We start from the raw sequence: 13,566 nt of genomic DNA, 5'->3' as shown, positions 1-13,566 counted from the left end.
AGCCTGCGATGCCCCGGCCCAACCGCCACACCCTGTTCCCTTTCCTCGATTGGCTCCCGCGCCAAACCTGCGGCAGCGTCGGCCGGGATGCCATCGTCGGCCTCAGCGGCGCCGTACTCGCGCTGCCACAATCGATTGCCTACGCGCTGATTGCCGGGCTCCCACCGGAGTACGGCCTGTACGCGGCCATTATTCCAGTGTTGATCGCTTGCCTGTGGGGCTCGTCCTGGCACCTGATCTGCGGTCCTACAGCGGCAATTTCCATTGTGCTCTACGCCAGCATCAGCCCGCTGGCGGTGCCGGGTTCCCAGGATTACATCACCTTGATCCTGCTGCTGACCGTCCTGGCCGGCGTGTTCCAGTGGTTGCTGGGTCTGCTGCGCTTCGGCGCGCTGGTGAATTTCGTCTCCCATTCCGTGGTGCTTGGTTTCACCCTGGGTGCCGCAGTGGTCATCGCCCTTGGTCAGTTGCCCAACCTGCTGGGGCTGGACCTGCCGAGCCAGGCCACCGCGATCAACAGCCTGCTGGCGCTGCTCGAGCATGCCGGCGAGTGGGATCACGCCTCGCTTGCCCTGGGCATGAGTACCTTGCTGGTGGGCGCGTTGCTCAAATACCTGATGCCACGCTGGCCGAGCCTGTTGATCGCCCTGGCCCTGGGCAGCCTGGCCACGTGGCTGTGGCCGGCGCTGTTCGGGCATGTGGCGCTGGTCAGTTCGTTCATCGGCAAGCTGCCACCCTTGCGCCCGTTGCCAATGGACCTGGATACGATCCTGCGCCTGCTGCCGAGCGCGGTGGCGGTGGGCATGCTGGGACTGGTGACCAGCCTGTCGATTGCCCGTTCATTGTCGGCCCGTTCGCAGCAACTGCTCGACGCGAATCAGGAAGTTCGCGCCCAGGGTTTATCCAATATCGTCGGCGGGTTTTTCTCCGGGTATTTGTCGGCAGGCTCCTTCACCCGTTCCGGCCTCAGTTATGAGGCGGGTGCCCGCTCGCCATTGGCCGGCGTGTTTTCCGCACTCTGGGTGGCGCTGTTCGCGCTGTATGGCGCAGGGTTGATCGCCCACATCCCGATCCCGAGCATGGCGGCAAGTATCCTGTTGATCTGCTGGGGGCTGGTGGACCACCGAGGCATTCGGGCGTTGTTGCGCGTGAGCCGCGCCGAATTCGTGGTGATGGCGCTGACGTGTGTCGCTACCTTGCTTCTGGAACTGCAAACGGCGATTTATGCCGGGGTACTCGCGTCGCTGTTTTTCTACCTCAAGCGCACCTCGCAACCCCGGGTGCAGCAATGGCGCGACGGCGACGAGGATGTCTTGCGCGTGGGTGGCTCGATCTTTTTTGGCGCCAGCCACTACCTGCAGGTGCGCCTGCAACGTTTGCAGGGCGAGCGGGTGGTGATCGAGGCCCAGCAGATCAACTTTATCGACTATTCCGGGGTGGAGATGCTGCACCAGGAAGCGCGGCGGTTGGCGGGGTTGGGGCGTAGCCTGACATTGCGCGGGGCTCGGCCGCAGGTGGTGGATGAGTTGAAAAAGCTGGAGGGGCCAGACAGGTGCCCCATCCATTTCGAGGACTGAATACGGTCAAAACTGTGGGAGGAGGCTTGCCCCCTCCCACAGTTGGATGTATGTCAGGCCAACTGGCGGCGCAGCTCGGCCAGTACCGGCGCCGACTCCGGGCGTACGCCGCGCCACAGGAAGAAGGCCTGCGCCGCCTGTTCAACCAGCATGCCCAGGCCATCCATCGCTACCGCTGCACCTTGCTCATCGGCCCAGCGACAGAAGGCGGTCGGCTCCTTGGCGTACATCATGTCGTAGCAGAACGTCTTGCCCGGTTCGATCAAACTGCCCGCAATCGGCGGTACGTCGCCTGACAAGCTGGCGGACGTGGCGTTGATAATCACGTCCACCGGCTCACGCAGCCAATCGAAACCACTGGCGGACACCGGCCCCAGGTCGTCGAACAGCTCGGCCAGCCCTTCGGCTTTTTCCACGGTGCGGTTGGCAATGATCAGCGAGGCGGGCTTCTCGGCCAGCAACGGCTCCAACACGCCGCGTACCGCGCCACCGGCGCCCAGCAACAGGATGCGCTTGCCTTGCAGGTCCAGCCCGGCGTTGACCTTGAGGTCGCGCACCAGGCCTGCGCCGTCAGTGTTATCACCGAGCAACGTGCCATCGGCCAGCTTGCTCAGGGTATTCACCGCACCGGCGCGTTGGGCGCGTTCGGTGAGCGTGTCGGCCAGCCGGAAAGCGTCTTCCTTGAACGGCACGGTGACATTCGCCCCACGGCCGTGTTGAAAGAACTCACGGGCGCAGCCGATGAAATCCTCCAGCGGCGCGAGCAACGTGCTGTAGTCCATCTGCTCGCCGGTCTGCTCGGCGAACAGGCGGTGAATCAACGGTGATTTGCTGTGGCCGATGGGGTTGCCGAAGACGACATAGCGATCCATCACACCACCACCTTGGGCGCAGCCAGGCCGAGCCAGTCGCGGTCTTGCAGAAAATAGTCGGTAAGGCGCGCTTCTTCGCTGCCGGCTTCGGCTTTCCAGTCGTAGCTCCAGCGCACCTGCGGCGGCAGCGACATCAGGATCGACTCGGTACGCCCGCCCGACTGCAGGCCGAACAGGGTGCCACGGTCATAGACGAGGTTGAACTCAACGTAGCGGCCCCGGCGGAACTCCTGGAACTGGCGCTGCTGTTCGGTGTAAGCCATCGCCTTGCGGCGCTGCATGATCGGCAGGTAGGCGTCGATGTAGGCATCACCGATGGCGCGGATGAAGGCAAAGCAGGTGTCGAAGCCCCATTCGTTCAAGTCATCGAAAAACAGGCCGCCGATGCCACGCGGCTCGTTGCGGTGCTTGATATGGAAATAGGTGTCGCACCAGGCTTTATAACGCGGGTAAACGTCCGCACCGAACGGCGCACAGGCCTGCTCGGCCACGCGATGCCAGTGGATGCAGTCTTCGTCGTTGCCGTAATAGGGCGTCAGGTCAAAGCCGCCGCCAAACCACCACACCGGCTCTTCGCCTTCTTTTTCGGCAATGAAAAAGCGCACATTGGCGTGGGAAGTCGGCACGTGCGGGTTGTGGGGATGGATCACCAGCGACACGCCCAGCGCCTCGAAGCCGCGCCCGGCCAGTTCAGGGCGATGCGCACTGGCGGACGGTGGCAAGCCGCTGCCAAACACGTGGGAAAAGTTGACGCCGCCTTTTTCGATGACCGACCCGTTCTCAATCACACGGGTGCGACCGCCACCACCCGCAGGCCGGGTCCAGGCGTCTTCGATAAAGCGCGTGTCCGTTTCGAAGGTTTCCAGGGCGCTGCAAATGCGGTCTTGCAGGTCGAGCAGGTAGGCTTTTACAGCCTCGGTGCGAGTAGTCATGGCATCACCTTGAATCGGGCAAAGCTACGCGAGGCCATTGGGCGTCGGCGGCAAATGGGCGCACAGGATACCACCCCACCCCGTGTCGTCGCAGTTGACGAAGATCAAGCTTAGGAGTCCGATAGGAGCCTTCGTTTATTCGACCCAAGGAGAAGGTAGATGGCCAAACGTATCCAGTTCAGCGCCCACGGCGGCCCCGACGTGCTCGAGTATGTGGACTACACACCAGCGGAGCCAGGCCCACAGCAGGTTCGGGTGCGCAACGAAGCCATTGGCCTGAACTTCATCGACACTTATTTTCGCAGCGGCCTCTACGCGCCACCGTCCTTGCCCTCGGGACTGGGGGCCGAAGGCGCCGGTGTGGTCGATGCCGTGGGCAGTGAAGTCAGCCAATTCAAGGTCGGCGACCGCGTGGCCTATGGCAGCGGCCCGCTCGGCGCCTACAGCCAACTGCACGTGTTGCCCGCCGCCAATCTGGTGCATCTGCCGGACGAGATCAGCTTCGAACAGGCCGCCGGTGCCATGCTCAAGGGCCTGACCGTGCAGTACCTCTTACGCCAGACCTATGAGTTGAAGGGCGGCGAAACCATTCTGTTCCACGCCGCCGCAGGCGGTGTAGGCTCCCTGGCTTGCCAATGGGCCAAGGCGCTGGGCGTCAAGTTGATCGGCACGGTGAGCTCACCGGAGAAAGCCGCCCTGGCCAAATCCCTCGGCGCCTGGGAGACCATTGATTACAGCAAGGAAAATGTCGCACAGCGCGTGCTGGAACTGACTGACGGTAAAAAGGTGCCGGTGGTGTATGACGGCGTTGGCAAGGACACTTGGCTGACGTCGCTGGACAGCGTGGCACCGCGTGGTTTGGTGGTGAGTTTCGGGAATGCGTCGGGCGCGGTGGATGGGGTGAACCTGGGGATTCTGTCGGCGAAGGGGTCGCTGTATGTCACCCGGCCGACGCTGGCGACCTACGCGAGCAACGCGAAGGATTTGCAGGCGATGGCCGATGACCTGTTCTCGATGATCAAGAGCGGCAAGGTGCGCATTGATATCAATCAGCGCTATGCACTGGCGGATGCGGCCAAAGCGCAGACCGAGTTGTCGGCGCGGCGCACGACCGGCTCGACCATTCTGCTGCCTTAAGCAAGTCATCGGGGGCAAGCCCCCTCCCACCCTTGAACGAGGTGTCACGACGAACACCAATCAAATGTGGGAGGGGGCTTGCCCCCGATAGGCGCGACTCGGTCTCAGGAAGGCCGCACCACATCCCCCGTCGCCAGGTCACGGATCAGGCTCGGGTTCTTGCGCCCCCCCAGGGCGCCGCCCAACACAAGGTCCACCTGCCCCCGGAAATACTGCTCCACCCGAATCCGCGTACGCGCGGCCGGACGGCCCTGGGGGTTGGCCGACGTGGAAATCAACGGCCCGACCTGGGCGCACAAATCCCGTACCAGCGGATGGTCACTGACCCGCAGCGCCACGGTGTCATGCACACCCGTGACCCATTCCGGCAGCAAGTCCTGATGGGGCACCAGCCAGGTATTCGGCCCAGGCCAGGTGCTGGCCATGCGCTCGATCCAGGTGTCGGGAAAGTCTTCGAACAGGAAGTCGAACTGGCGAATATTATCGGCCACCAGGATCAGGCCCTTATCCACTGAGCGATTCTTGATCGCCAGCAACCGGTCCACCGCTGCTTCATTCCACGGGTCGCAGCCCAGGCCCCAGACCGCTTCGGTCGGATAGGCAATCACCGCACCAGCGCGAATTTCTCGTGCGGCTTCCAGCACACGCCACCTGTTGACCATTGTTTACTCTCCGAACTAAAGCTCTGGGCAGTTTACCGATCTTCGTTGCAAAACCCAGCTACAACCGCTCGCCACGCGCAAGCCAGCGCCCACTTTCACAGATCACCTGGCCTTCGAGTTCCAGCTCGGTAAGGCTCGCCAGCACCTGGGCCAGCGGCCGTCCACTGGCAAGCGCCAGGGCTTCGCTGGTATGCGGGGCCGCATGCAACAGGGCCACCAGTGGATGCACAACCGGCACCGGGGCCGGGCGTGACAATGCCTGCCAACCGCGCAAGCCTTCAAGAATATGCTCGATGGTTTCCACCAGCACCGCGCCATCGCGGATCAACTGATGACAGCCCTTGGCCGCCGGATGATGGATGGAACCCGGAATGGCGTACACCTCGCGCCCTTGTTCCGCCGCCAGCCGTGCGGTAATAAGCGAACCGCTGGCGATGCTGGCTTCCACCACCAAAACGCCCAGGGACAAACCGCTGATAATACGATTGCGCCGTGGAAAGTTACCGGCCTGGGGTGGCGCGTCCAGTGGAAACTCGGAAACCACGGCGCTGCCCTGGGCGATCATGGTGGCGGCGAGCGTCTTGTGGCGCTGTGGATAAAGTTTTTCCAGGCCGGTGCCGAGTACACCGATGGTATGACCGCCCACGTCCAATGCCGCCTGATGGGCCGCACCATCGATACCCAACGCAAGGCCGCTGGTGATGACGAAACCGGCGCATGCCAGGCTGCGGGAAAAGGCGGCGGCGGTGTCCATGCCGGGGCGGGAGGCACGACGACTGCCCACTACGGCCAACTGCGGTTTTTCCAGCAGCGTGGGGTCGCCGGCAACGAATAACAGCGGCGGAGCACCCTCAATCTGGCCTAGCAGCGCAGGGTAATCGGGCTGGTCCCACATCAGTAAATGCTGGCCCGGACGGGCCAGCCAGGCCAATGCCGCACTGGCCCCATCGCGAATATCCGGACTGCGCCGGGCATCGGCACTGACCGCCGGCAACCCGAGCGCACGCCAGGCACTGGCAGGTGCACTGATGGCTTTGGACGCAGAGCCGAACGCCTCGATCAACCGGTGAAAACGCCTGGGGCCCAGTTCCGGCAACCTGTGCAAGCGTAGCCGGGCTTCCAGCTCTGCCGGGGAAATCTGAGTGCTGTTTATCGGAAACATCTGATCATCCTTGATCGGAACAAGCTGTGGATAACTCTGTTGGTAACTTATTTAGCAGGCTATTTATTGCGATTGATCGTCAGTCTCGAAACGATCCATGACCGCCAACGGGCGGGACGCGCTGAGAACCAGGGCGTAGCTGAGTTTTTCATAGGTGCGAAATACCAGCAGGGTGCCAGCACGCACATCCGGGAGTCGCGTCGGGGCACCTGTAAGCGCATCGCGTACCGAGGCGCCAGCCCTGATCACCGTGAGCAATTGGCCTTCGACTACGCCGTCCCGGCGCCCCTTGTTCAAGGTCACCGCATCCAGCACGCCGATTTGCGTGACGCCCTTGGGGATGTCGATGATGTGGCCCTCAACGAAGGGTGCATGGGCAGCCGTTTTCAGATCGGCCAGGCTGACGCCAGGTTCGGCGCGAAGCAAACGGTCGCCTGGACGCACTTCCTGGGTAACCCTTTGCACGGCCAGGGTGGTGAGATCATCGGTCAGCAAAAAGCGCGCGGTGCCGATGTCGTCGGCATTGATTCCAAGCAGTTCCCGGGTGTCGGGGTCGGTATAGACCCTGCCTCGACGGAAGATCCCGTAATTCGGCTGGGTCGGGTCCAGACTGCCCCTGGCGTAGACGCGCTCGCCATTGGCGCCCAGCACGCGTCCGGCCTCGGCGGCGACGATATAGGGTGCGTTGTCCAGGTCCTTGGGGGAATCGAGCAGGCGATTGTGCAGCAAGAAGCTCTGTATCGCCTTTTGCGTGACAGGGTCCAGGCGCTGGCCGGGCTGTGGAATCAGCGCCATGGCCAGCGGGGCCCATAGCAGCAAGACGAGTAGCGATTTCCTCATGGGGTCAATCTCCTTTATTATGTGCGTTCGCGTGAAACGCCATAGCCTTCGCGGCTTTCGAACGTTTCACACCGGCTGCCTGGGTCCATCCCACCGCCGATTTGCCTCTACCTCACATGTGCAGCAATTACGCTTATGGCTATTTTGAACATCCTCGAATTTCCCGACTCGCGCCTGCGCACGATCGCCAAGCCGGTGGCCGTAGTGGACGACAAGGTTCGTCAGTTGGTCGATGACATGTTTGAAACAATGTATGAAGCTCCGGGCATCGGCCTCGCCGCGACCCAGGTCAACGTGCATCTGCGCGTCGTGGTCATGGACCTGTCCGAAGATCGCAGCGAACCCCGGGTGTACATCAACCCCGAGTTCGAAGCGCTGACCGACGAGATGGGCGAATACCAGGAAGGTTGCCTGTCGGTGCCGGAGTTCTACGAGAACGTCGAACGCCCATTGCGCGTGAAGATCAAGGCCCTGGACCGCGACGGCAAGCCGTTCGAGTTGATTGCCGAAGGCCTGTTGGCGGTGTGCATCCAGCACGAGTGCGACCACCTCAACGGCAAGCTGTTTGTCGATTACCTGTCCACGCTCAAACGTGACCGGATCAAGAAGAAGCTGGAAAAAAAGCATCGCCAGCAAGCTTGATGCCCTCCTTCCAAAGGCTTGCTGCGGCAAGCCTTTTTCTTTTGTGACTGCTTTTAACCGAGAACTCCGATGACCGAGCCACTGCGCATTGTTTTTGCCGGTACACCCGAATTTGCCGCCGAACACCTCAAGGCGCTGCTTGCCAGCCCCTATGAAATCGTCGCGGTGTACACCCAGCCGGATCGCCCGGCCGGGCGCGGGCAAAAACTGATGCCCAGCCCGGTCAAGCAACTGGCGCTCGAGCACAGTATCGCCGTGCTGCAACCACCGACCCTGCGCAATGCGGATGCCCAGGCGGAACTGGCCGCGCTCAAGCCGGACCTGCTGGTGGTCGTCGCCTACGGCTTGATCCTGCCTCAGGCCGTACTCGATATCCCACGCCTGGGCTGCATCAACAGCCACGCTTCGTTGCTGCCACGCTGGCGCGGAGCGGCGCCGATCCAGCGCGCCGTGCAAGCAGGCGACAGCGAAAGCGGCGTGACGGTCATGCGCATGGAAGCAGGGCTGGACACCGGCCCGATGCTGCTCAAAGTCACCACGCCGATCACCGCCGAGGACACCGGCGGCAGCCTGCACGACCGTCTGGCTGAAATGGGCCCGCCCGCCGTCATCCAGGCCATCGCCGGGCTTGCTGCGGGCACCCTGGAAGGCGATGTGCAGGACGACAGCCTGGCCACCTACGCGCACAAACTGAACAAAGACGAAGCCCGCATTGACTGGAGCCGCCCGGCCGTGGAGCTTGAGCGCCTGGTGCGTGCGTTCAACCCATGGCCTGTCTGCCACAGCACGCTCAACGGCGAAGCCTTGAAAGTGCTGGCTGCCACCCTGGCCGACGGTGAAGGCGCGCCCGGAGAAATCATCGGCGCCAGCAAGGACGGCCTGCTGGTCGCCTGCGGTGAACAGGCGTTGTGCCTGACACGTCTGCAATTGCCCGGTGGCAAGGCGCTGAATTTCAGCGACCTGTTCAACAGCCGCCGGGAGCAATTCGCTCCGGGCACGTTCCTCGGGGTGAGCGCTCAATGAACCCACGTCTGGCCGCCGCCAAGGCGCTCGCCGCCGTGCTCAACGGCAAGGCTTCGCTGAACAGTTCACTGCCTGTGCAGTTGGACAAGGTCGAAGACCGTGATCGCGGTTTCACTCAGGACCTGGCGTTTGGCACGGCGCGCTGGCAGCCAAGGTTGTCGGCGTTGGCGGCCAAGTTGCTGCAAAAACCGTTCAAGGCAGCCGATGCCGATGTTGAAGCGCTGCTGCTGGTCGGTCTCTATCAACTGCTCTATACCCGCGTACCGGCCCATGCCGCCATCGGTGAGACGGTGGGTTGCGCCGACAAACTGAAAAAACCCTGGGCCAAGGCCTTGCTCAATGCCGTGTTGCGCCGCGCCCAGCGCGAAAGCGAAGGGCTGCTGGCCGAGCTGGAACATGACCCGGTGGTGCGCACCGCGCATCCGCGCTGGCTGCAAAAATCCCTGAAGGCGTTCTGGCCGAAGCAGTGGGAAGCCATTTGCGCGGCGAACAATGCCCATCCGCCGATGATCCTGCGGGTCAACCGCCGGCATCACAGCCGCGACGCCTACCTGCAATTGCTCAGCGAAGCGGGCATCGACGCCGCGCCGTGCGTGTACAGCATCGACGGTATCGTGCTCCAGGCTGCCACAGACGTGCGCAGCCTGCCGGGCTTTGCCGAGGGCTGGATCAGCGTGCAGGACGAAGCCGCACAACTGGCCGCCGACCTGCTCGACCTGGCACCCGGCCAACGCGTCTTGGACGCCTGCTGCGCGCCTGGCGGCAAGACCTGTCACATCCTGGAAGTCGAAAAGGACCTGGGCGGTGTGGTAGCGGTCGACCTGGAAGCCAAGCGTCTGGTGCGCGTACGGGAAAACCTCGCACGCCTGGGTTTGAGCGCCGAATTGATCGCCGCCGACGGCCGCGACACCGCCACCTGGTGGGACGGCAAACCGTTCCAGCGCATCCTGCTGGATGCGCCCTGTTCGGCCACCGGCGTGATCCGCCGCCACCCGGATATCAAGCTGACGCGCCAACCCGACGACATCGCCGCCCTGGCCGTGTTGCAAGGCGAACTACTGGACGCGCTGTGGCCAACCCTGGAAGTCGGCGGCATTCTGCTTTACGCCACCTGCTCCACCTTGCCCACCGAGAATACCGAGGTTATCGAAGCCTTCCTCGCCCGCACCAGCGGCGCACGGGAACTGGACCTCGCGACCACGGCCGGCATCAAGCAACCGCACGGTCGCCAATTGCTTGCGCAGGAAGGCGGGCATGATGGCTTCTACTACGCCAAACTGATCAAGATCGCCGCCGCGCGCGGCTGAATGGTTTTAAGGGAGTGACCGGATGAAAATCATCATCCTCGGGGCAGGGCAGGTCGGTGGCACGCTGGCTGAACATTTGGCCAGCGAAGCCAACGACATCACCGTGGTCGACACTGACGCCGAGCGCCTGCGCAATCTGGGCGACCGCCTGGACATCCGCACGGTGCAGGGCCGTGCGTCGTTCCCGACTGTGCTGCGCCAAGCCGGTGCCGACGATGCCGACATGCTCGTCGCGGTCACCAACAGCGACGAGACCAACATGGTCGCCTGCCAGGTCGCCCACACGCTGTTCCACACCCCGACCAAGATCGCCCGTGTGCGCGAAGCCGCCTACCTGACCCGCGCCGGCCTGTTCGATAACGATGCCATTCCGGTGGACGTGCTGATCAGTCCGGAACAGGTGGTCACGCACTACATCAAGCGCCTGATTGAAATTCCGGGTGCCTTGCAGGTGATCGACTTCGCCGAGGGCAAGGCGCAACTGGTCGCGGTAAAGGCCTACTACGGCGGGCCGCTGGTGGGTCAGCAATTGCGTCAATTGCGCGAACACATGCCGAATGTGGAAACCCGCGTCGCCGCGATTTTCCGGCGTGACCGGCCCATCCTGCCCCAGGGCGACACCGTGATCGAAGCCGATGACGAAGTGTTTTTCATCGCGGCCAAGGCGAATATTCGTGCGGTAATGAGCGAAATGCGCCGGCTCGACGAGACCTATAAACGCATCGTCATCGCCGGCGGCGGGCAGATCGGTGAGCGCTTGGCGGAGGCCATCGAAAGTCGCTACCAGGTGAAGATCATCGAGATGAGCCCCACGCGCTGCCGGCACTTGTCCGACACGCTCGACAGCACCGTGGTGCTGCAGGGCAGTGCCTCGGACCGCGACCTGCTGATGGAAGAAAACATCGCCGATGCCGATATCTTCCTGGCGCTGACCAACGACGACGAGGCCAACATCATGTCCTCGCTGCTGGCCAAGCGGCTGGGGGCGAAGAAGGTGATGACCATCATCAACAACCCGGCCTATGTCGACCTGATCCAGGGCGGCGATATCGACATCGCCATCAGTCCGCAATTGGCAACCATCGGCACGTTGCTCGCTCACGTGCGCCGTGGCGACATCGTCAGCGTGCACTCCCTGCGCCGTGGCGCGGCGGAGGCTATCGAGGCGATTGCCCATGGCGACTCCAAATCGAGCAAGGTCATCGGCAGGGCCATCCGCGATATCGGCTTGCCGCCGGGCACCACCATTGGCGCGATCATTCGCGATGAAGAAGTGATCATCGCCCACGACGATACGGTCATCGCCACCGGTGACCATGTGATCTTGTTCCTGGTGGACAAGAAACATATCCGCGACGTGGAGAAGCTGTTCCACGTGGGCTTGAGCTTTTTCTGATCAAACGGAGTGACCGACATGCTCGAATCCCTGGAAAAAATGCTCGCCAAGGGCGTGGATAATTCGCTGCTGCGGTTTGGGCTGGGCAAGGGTTATCTGGACCTGAAGGACAACGCCAAGGCGGCGCAGCACCTACAGAAATGTGTCGAATTCGACCCTAAGTATTCGGCGGCCTGGAAGTTGTTGGGCAAGGCGCAGTTGGGGCAGGATGATAACGCTGGCGCACGATACGCGTGGGAGAGAGGCATCGAGGCGGCCCAGGCCCATGGCGACAAACAGGCCGAAAAAGAGATGACGGTATTCCTGAAGAAACTCGACCGCCAGACCTGAGCAGAACCAAATGTGGGAGGGGGCTTGCCCCCCGATAGCAGTGTGTCAGCCAATACATAGTTGACTGAACCACCGCTATCGGGGGCAAGCCCCCTCCCACATTGTTTTTTGTGGTGATCTTGAGTCAGGTGTCAATCAGTACCACCGCGCCTCACCCGGCGGGCGTTTCTTGAAGCGTTTCATGCTCCACATGTACTGGCTCGGGTAGGCGCCGACATAACGCTCAACCACCTTGCTCATCGCCGCGCAGGACGTGGCGGTATCAGTGCTGTACATGTCTTCCGGGGCCGCTTCCAGGATCACCTTGTAACCCGAGCCGTCCGGCAAGCGCAGGGCATGCAGGAACACGCCCACCGCCTTGTGACCCGCGAGCATGTTCGGCACGAACTTGCTGGTCAGCGCCTGGGTCGCGAAGAACGGTACGAAGATGCCGGCGGATTCAGCCGGTTCGGGGTCGGCAGGGATACCTACCTGGCCGCCTTTACGCACTTCCTTGATCACACTGAGGATGCCTTCCTTGGTGGAGGCGGCCACGCGGTTGCCCAGTTGCACGCGTTGCTTGCGCAACAATTCGTCAACGGCCTTGAGCTTGGGTGGGCGATAGAAAATGATCGGTTTGCACTGGCTGCAATAAAAATGATTCAGCACTTCCCAGTTGCCCAGGTGGCTGGTGATACCCACCACCCCTTTACCCGAGGCCAGGGCCTCGTGGAGCACTTCCAGGCCTTCGACTTCGCGCACCAGGTCGATGGAACGCTGGGCCGGCCAGATCCAGGCGCAAGCGCTTTCGGTCAGGGACTTGCCGATGTCCATCAGGCTGCGGCCCACCAGGCGCTCGCGTTCGACCGGGTCCATGTCCGGGAAGCATTTGGACAGGTTGATCCGCACCGTGTCGCGGGAGCGGTTGGGGGTTTTCCACATGATCCAGCCGATGCCCGTGCCGACGGCCTGAACGGCGCGCCAGGGCAGCAGGGCAAACAACCGAAGAGCGCCTACCAGCAAGGCGCCTTTAAACTTTTCCACAGGTCACTCCTGATCGTGTGTGGTACGCAAAGCGCGCATTCTAACCGGCGTTGACCAGGTCCGCGTAACGGTCGCAGTCCTGGGTGTGGTCCATGACCATGCCCGAGGCCTGCATGAACGCGTAGCAGATGGTCGGCCCGACAAACGTAAAGCCGGCCTTTTTCAAGGCCTTGCTCATGGCTTCGGCTTCGGGCGTAATCGCCGGGACGTCGCTGCGATCCTTGAAGTGATTGACCTTGGGCTTGCCGCCGACAAACGACCAGAGCAACCCCACCGGGTCTTCCAGCGCCAGCCAGGCCGCGGCGTTGCGGCGTGTGGCGTTGAGCTTCAGGCGATTGCGCACGATGCCCGGGTCCTGCATCAGCGCTTCGATTTCAGCGTCGGTCAGCCTGGCCAGACGCTGCGCATCGAAGCCGAACAGCACCTTCCGGTAATGCTCGCGTTTGCGTAAAACGGTGATCCAGGACAAGCCCGCCTGGAACCCTTCGAGCAAAAGCAACTCGAACAGTCCCTGCGCATCGCGCAGCGGCGTTCCCCACTCTTGATCGTGATAAGCCATGTACAGCGGATCTTCAGAACACCAAAAGCAGCGTGGCATAAGGCTCCAGGGAGTGGTGGCGGGGCCGAATCGGGTATACTCCCGCTCTTTAAATCGCAGCCCAA

14 protein-coding genes are annotated in these 13,566 nt (G+C 62.5%); 7 read left to right on the top strand and 7 right to left on the bottom strand.

The window, feature by feature from the left end; all coding sequences use genetic code 11:
* Positions 1-8 precede the first annotated feature (8 nt).
* Positions 9-1,577: a SulP family inorganic anion transporter gene (locus BFQ04_RS26800; RefSeq protein WP_065953358.1), complete on the top strand. Its 1,569-nt coding sequence runs from the start codon at positions 9-11 to the stop codon at positions 1,575-1,577.
* A 53-nt stretch (positions 1,578-1,630) separates the two neighbouring features.
* Here the strand turns inward: BFQ04_RS26800 and aroE are convergent, their stop codons facing one another.
* Positions 1,631-2,449: a shikimate dehydrogenase gene (gene aroE / locus BFQ04_RS26795; protein ID WP_065953357.1), complete on the bottom strand. Its 819-nt coding sequence runs from the start codon at positions 2,447-2,449 to the stop codon at positions 1,631-1,633.
* Positions 2,449-3,381 (bottom strand): oxygen-dependent coproporphyrinogen oxidase, encoded by a 933-nt coding sequence (hemF, locus tag BFQ04_RS26790; RefSeq protein WP_065953356.1) that lies wholly within the window; start codon positions 3,379-3,381, stop codon positions 2,449-2,451. The genes aroE and hemF overlap by 1 nt, the downstream gene beginning before the upstream one ends.
* A 159-nt stretch (positions 3,382-3,540) precedes the next feature.
* Here hemF and BFQ04_RS26785 point away from each other — a divergent pair, with 159 nt between their 5' ends.
* Positions 3,541-4,518, top strand: coding sequence for an NADPH:quinone reductase (locus BFQ04_RS26785; protein ID WP_065953355.1), 978 nt, complete (start codon positions 3,541-3,543; stop codon positions 4,516-4,518).
* Between the two features lie 104 nt (positions 4,519-4,622).
* Here BFQ04_RS26785 and BFQ04_RS26780 read toward each other — a convergent pair whose 3' ends face one another.
* The 3 genes from BFQ04_RS26780 to BFQ04_RS26770 form a co-directional block, all read right to left on the bottom strand.
* Complete coding sequence (locus BFQ04_RS26780) at positions 4,623-5,180, bottom strand: L-threonylcarbamoyladenylate synthase (RefSeq protein WP_065886727.1); 558 nt, start codon at positions 5,178-5,180, stop codon at positions 4,623-4,625.
* A gap of 58 nt (positions 5,181-5,238) precedes the next feature.
* Positions 5,239-6,342 carry a DNA-processing protein DprA gene (gene dprA / locus BFQ04_RS26775; protein WP_065953354.1) on the bottom strand — a complete coding sequence of 368 codons (1,104 nt, stop codon included), beginning with the start codon at positions 6,340-6,342 and terminating at the stop codon, positions 5,239-5,241.
* A 63-nt stretch (positions 6,343-6,405) separates the two neighbouring features.
* Positions 6,406-7,182: a peptidoglycan-binding protein gene (locus tag BFQ04_RS26770; protein WP_065953353.1), complete on the bottom strand. Its 777-nt coding sequence runs from the start codon at positions 7,180-7,182 to the stop codon at positions 6,406-6,408.
* 135 nt (positions 7,183-7,317) lie between these two features.
* Here BFQ04_RS26770 and def point away from each other — a divergent pair, with 135 nt between their 5' ends.
* The 5 genes from def (at position 7,318) to BFQ04_RS26745 (ending at position 11,880) form a co-directional block, all read left to right on the top strand.
* Positions 7,318-7,824, top strand: a complete 507-nt coding sequence (def, locus tag BFQ04_RS26765) for a peptide deformylase (protein ID WP_065953352.1) — start codon at positions 7,318-7,320, stop codon at positions 7,822-7,824.
* 69 nt (positions 7,825-7,893) lie between these two features.
* Positions 7,894-8,847 carry a methionyl-tRNA formyltransferase gene (gene fmt, locus BFQ04_RS26760; protein WP_065953351.1) on the top strand — a complete coding sequence of 318 codons (954 nt, stop codon included), beginning with the start codon at positions 7,894-7,896 and terminating at the stop codon, positions 8,845-8,847.
* Positions 8,844-10,154, top strand: a complete 1,311-nt coding sequence (rsmB, locus tag BFQ04_RS26755) for a 16S rRNA (cytosine(967)-C(5))-methyltransferase RsmB (RefSeq protein ID WP_065953350.1) — start codon at positions 8,844-8,846, stop codon at positions 10,152-10,154. The genes fmt and rsmB overlap by 4 nt, the downstream gene beginning before the upstream one ends.
* Positions 10,155-10,176: 22 nt before the next feature.
* On the top strand, positions 10,177-11,550 hold the full coding sequence (gene trkA / locus BFQ04_RS26750; protein ID WP_065953349.1) for a Trk system potassium transporter TrkA: 1,374 nt from the start codon (positions 10,177-10,179) through the stop codon (positions 11,548-11,550).
* 18 nt (positions 11,551-11,568) lie between these two features.
* A complete protein-coding gene (locus BFQ04_RS26745; protein WP_065953348.1) occupies positions 11,569-11,880 on the top strand; it encodes a hypothetical protein in 312 nt (103 codons plus the stop codon).
* Between the two features lie 135 nt (positions 11,881-12,015).
* On the opposite strand, the gene BFQ04_RS26740 is transcribed toward BFQ04_RS26745, so the two are convergent.
* Complete coding sequence (locus BFQ04_RS26740; protein WP_065953347.1) at positions 12,016-12,903, bottom strand: lysophospholipid acyltransferase; 888 nt, start codon at positions 12,901-12,903, stop codon at positions 12,016-12,018.
* A gap of 40 nt (positions 12,904-12,943) precedes the next feature.
* A complete protein-coding gene (locus BFQ04_RS26735; protein ID WP_065953346.1) occupies positions 12,944-13,501 on the bottom strand; it encodes a DNA-3-methyladenine glycosylase I in 558 nt (185 codons plus the stop codon).
* Between the last annotated feature and the right edge of the window lie 65 nt (positions 13,502-13,566).

Source organism: Pseudomonas sp. 37 R 15, from assembly GCF_900004865.1.
GTDB classification, from domain to species: Bacteria; Pseudomonadota; Gammaproteobacteria; order Pseudomonadales; family Pseudomonadaceae; genus Aquipseudomonas; species Aquipseudomonas fluorescens_AM.
This window is presented reverse-complemented; position numbering and strand designations above follow the sequence as displayed.

What these genes read in the sequence shown, in the direction of transcription:
- BFQ04_RS26800 (WP_065953358.1), top strand. Translation starts at nt 9, where the DNA reads ATGCCCCGGCCCAACCGCCACACCCTGTTCCCTTTCCTCGATTGGCTC.
- aroE (WP_065953357.1), bottom strand. Translation starts at nt 2,449, where the DNA reads ATGGATCGCTATGTCGTCTTCGGCAACCCCATCGGCCACAGCAAATCA.
- hemF (WP_065953356.1), bottom strand. Translation starts at nt 3,381, where the DNA reads ATGACTACTCGCACCGAGGCTGTAAAAGCCTACCTGCTCGACCTGCAA.
- BFQ04_RS26785 (WP_065953355.1), top strand. Translation starts at nt 3,541, where the DNA reads ATGGCCAAACGTATCCAGTTCAGCGCCCACGGCGGCCCCGACGTGCTC.
- BFQ04_RS26780 (WP_065886727.1), bottom strand. Translation starts at nt 5,180, where the DNA reads ATGGTCAACAGGTGGCGTGTGCTGGAAGCCGCACGAGAAATTCGCGCT.
- dprA (WP_065953354.1), bottom strand. Translation starts at nt 6,342, where the DNA reads ATGTTTCCGATAAACAGCACTCAGATTTCCCCGGCAGAGCTGGAAGCC.
- BFQ04_RS26770 (WP_065953353.1), bottom strand. Translation starts at nt 7,182, where the DNA reads ATGAGGAAATCGCTACTCGTCTTGCTGCTATGGGCCCCGCTGGCCATG.
- def (WP_065953352.1), top strand. Translation starts at nt 7,318, where the DNA reads ATGGCTATTTTGAACATCCTCGAATTTCCCGACTCGCGCCTGCGCACG.
- fmt (WP_065953351.1), top strand. Translation starts at nt 7,894, where the DNA reads ATGACCGAGCCACTGCGCATTGTTTTTGCCGGTACACCCGAATTTGCC.
- rsmB (WP_065953350.1), top strand. Translation starts at nt 8,844, where the DNA reads ATGAACCCACGTCTGGCCGCCGCCAAGGCGCTCGCCGCCGTGCTCAAC.
- trkA (WP_065953349.1), top strand. Translation starts at nt 10,177, where the DNA reads ATGAAAATCATCATCCTCGGGGCAGGGCAGGTCGGTGGCACGCTGGCT.
- BFQ04_RS26745 (WP_065953348.1), top strand. Translation starts at nt 11,569, where the DNA reads ATGCTCGAATCCCTGGAAAAAATGCTCGCCAAGGGCGTGGATAATTCG.
- BFQ04_RS26735 (WP_065953346.1), bottom strand. Translation starts at nt 13,501, where the DNA reads ATGCCACGCTGCTTTTGGTGTTCTGAAGATCCGCTGTACATGGCTTAT.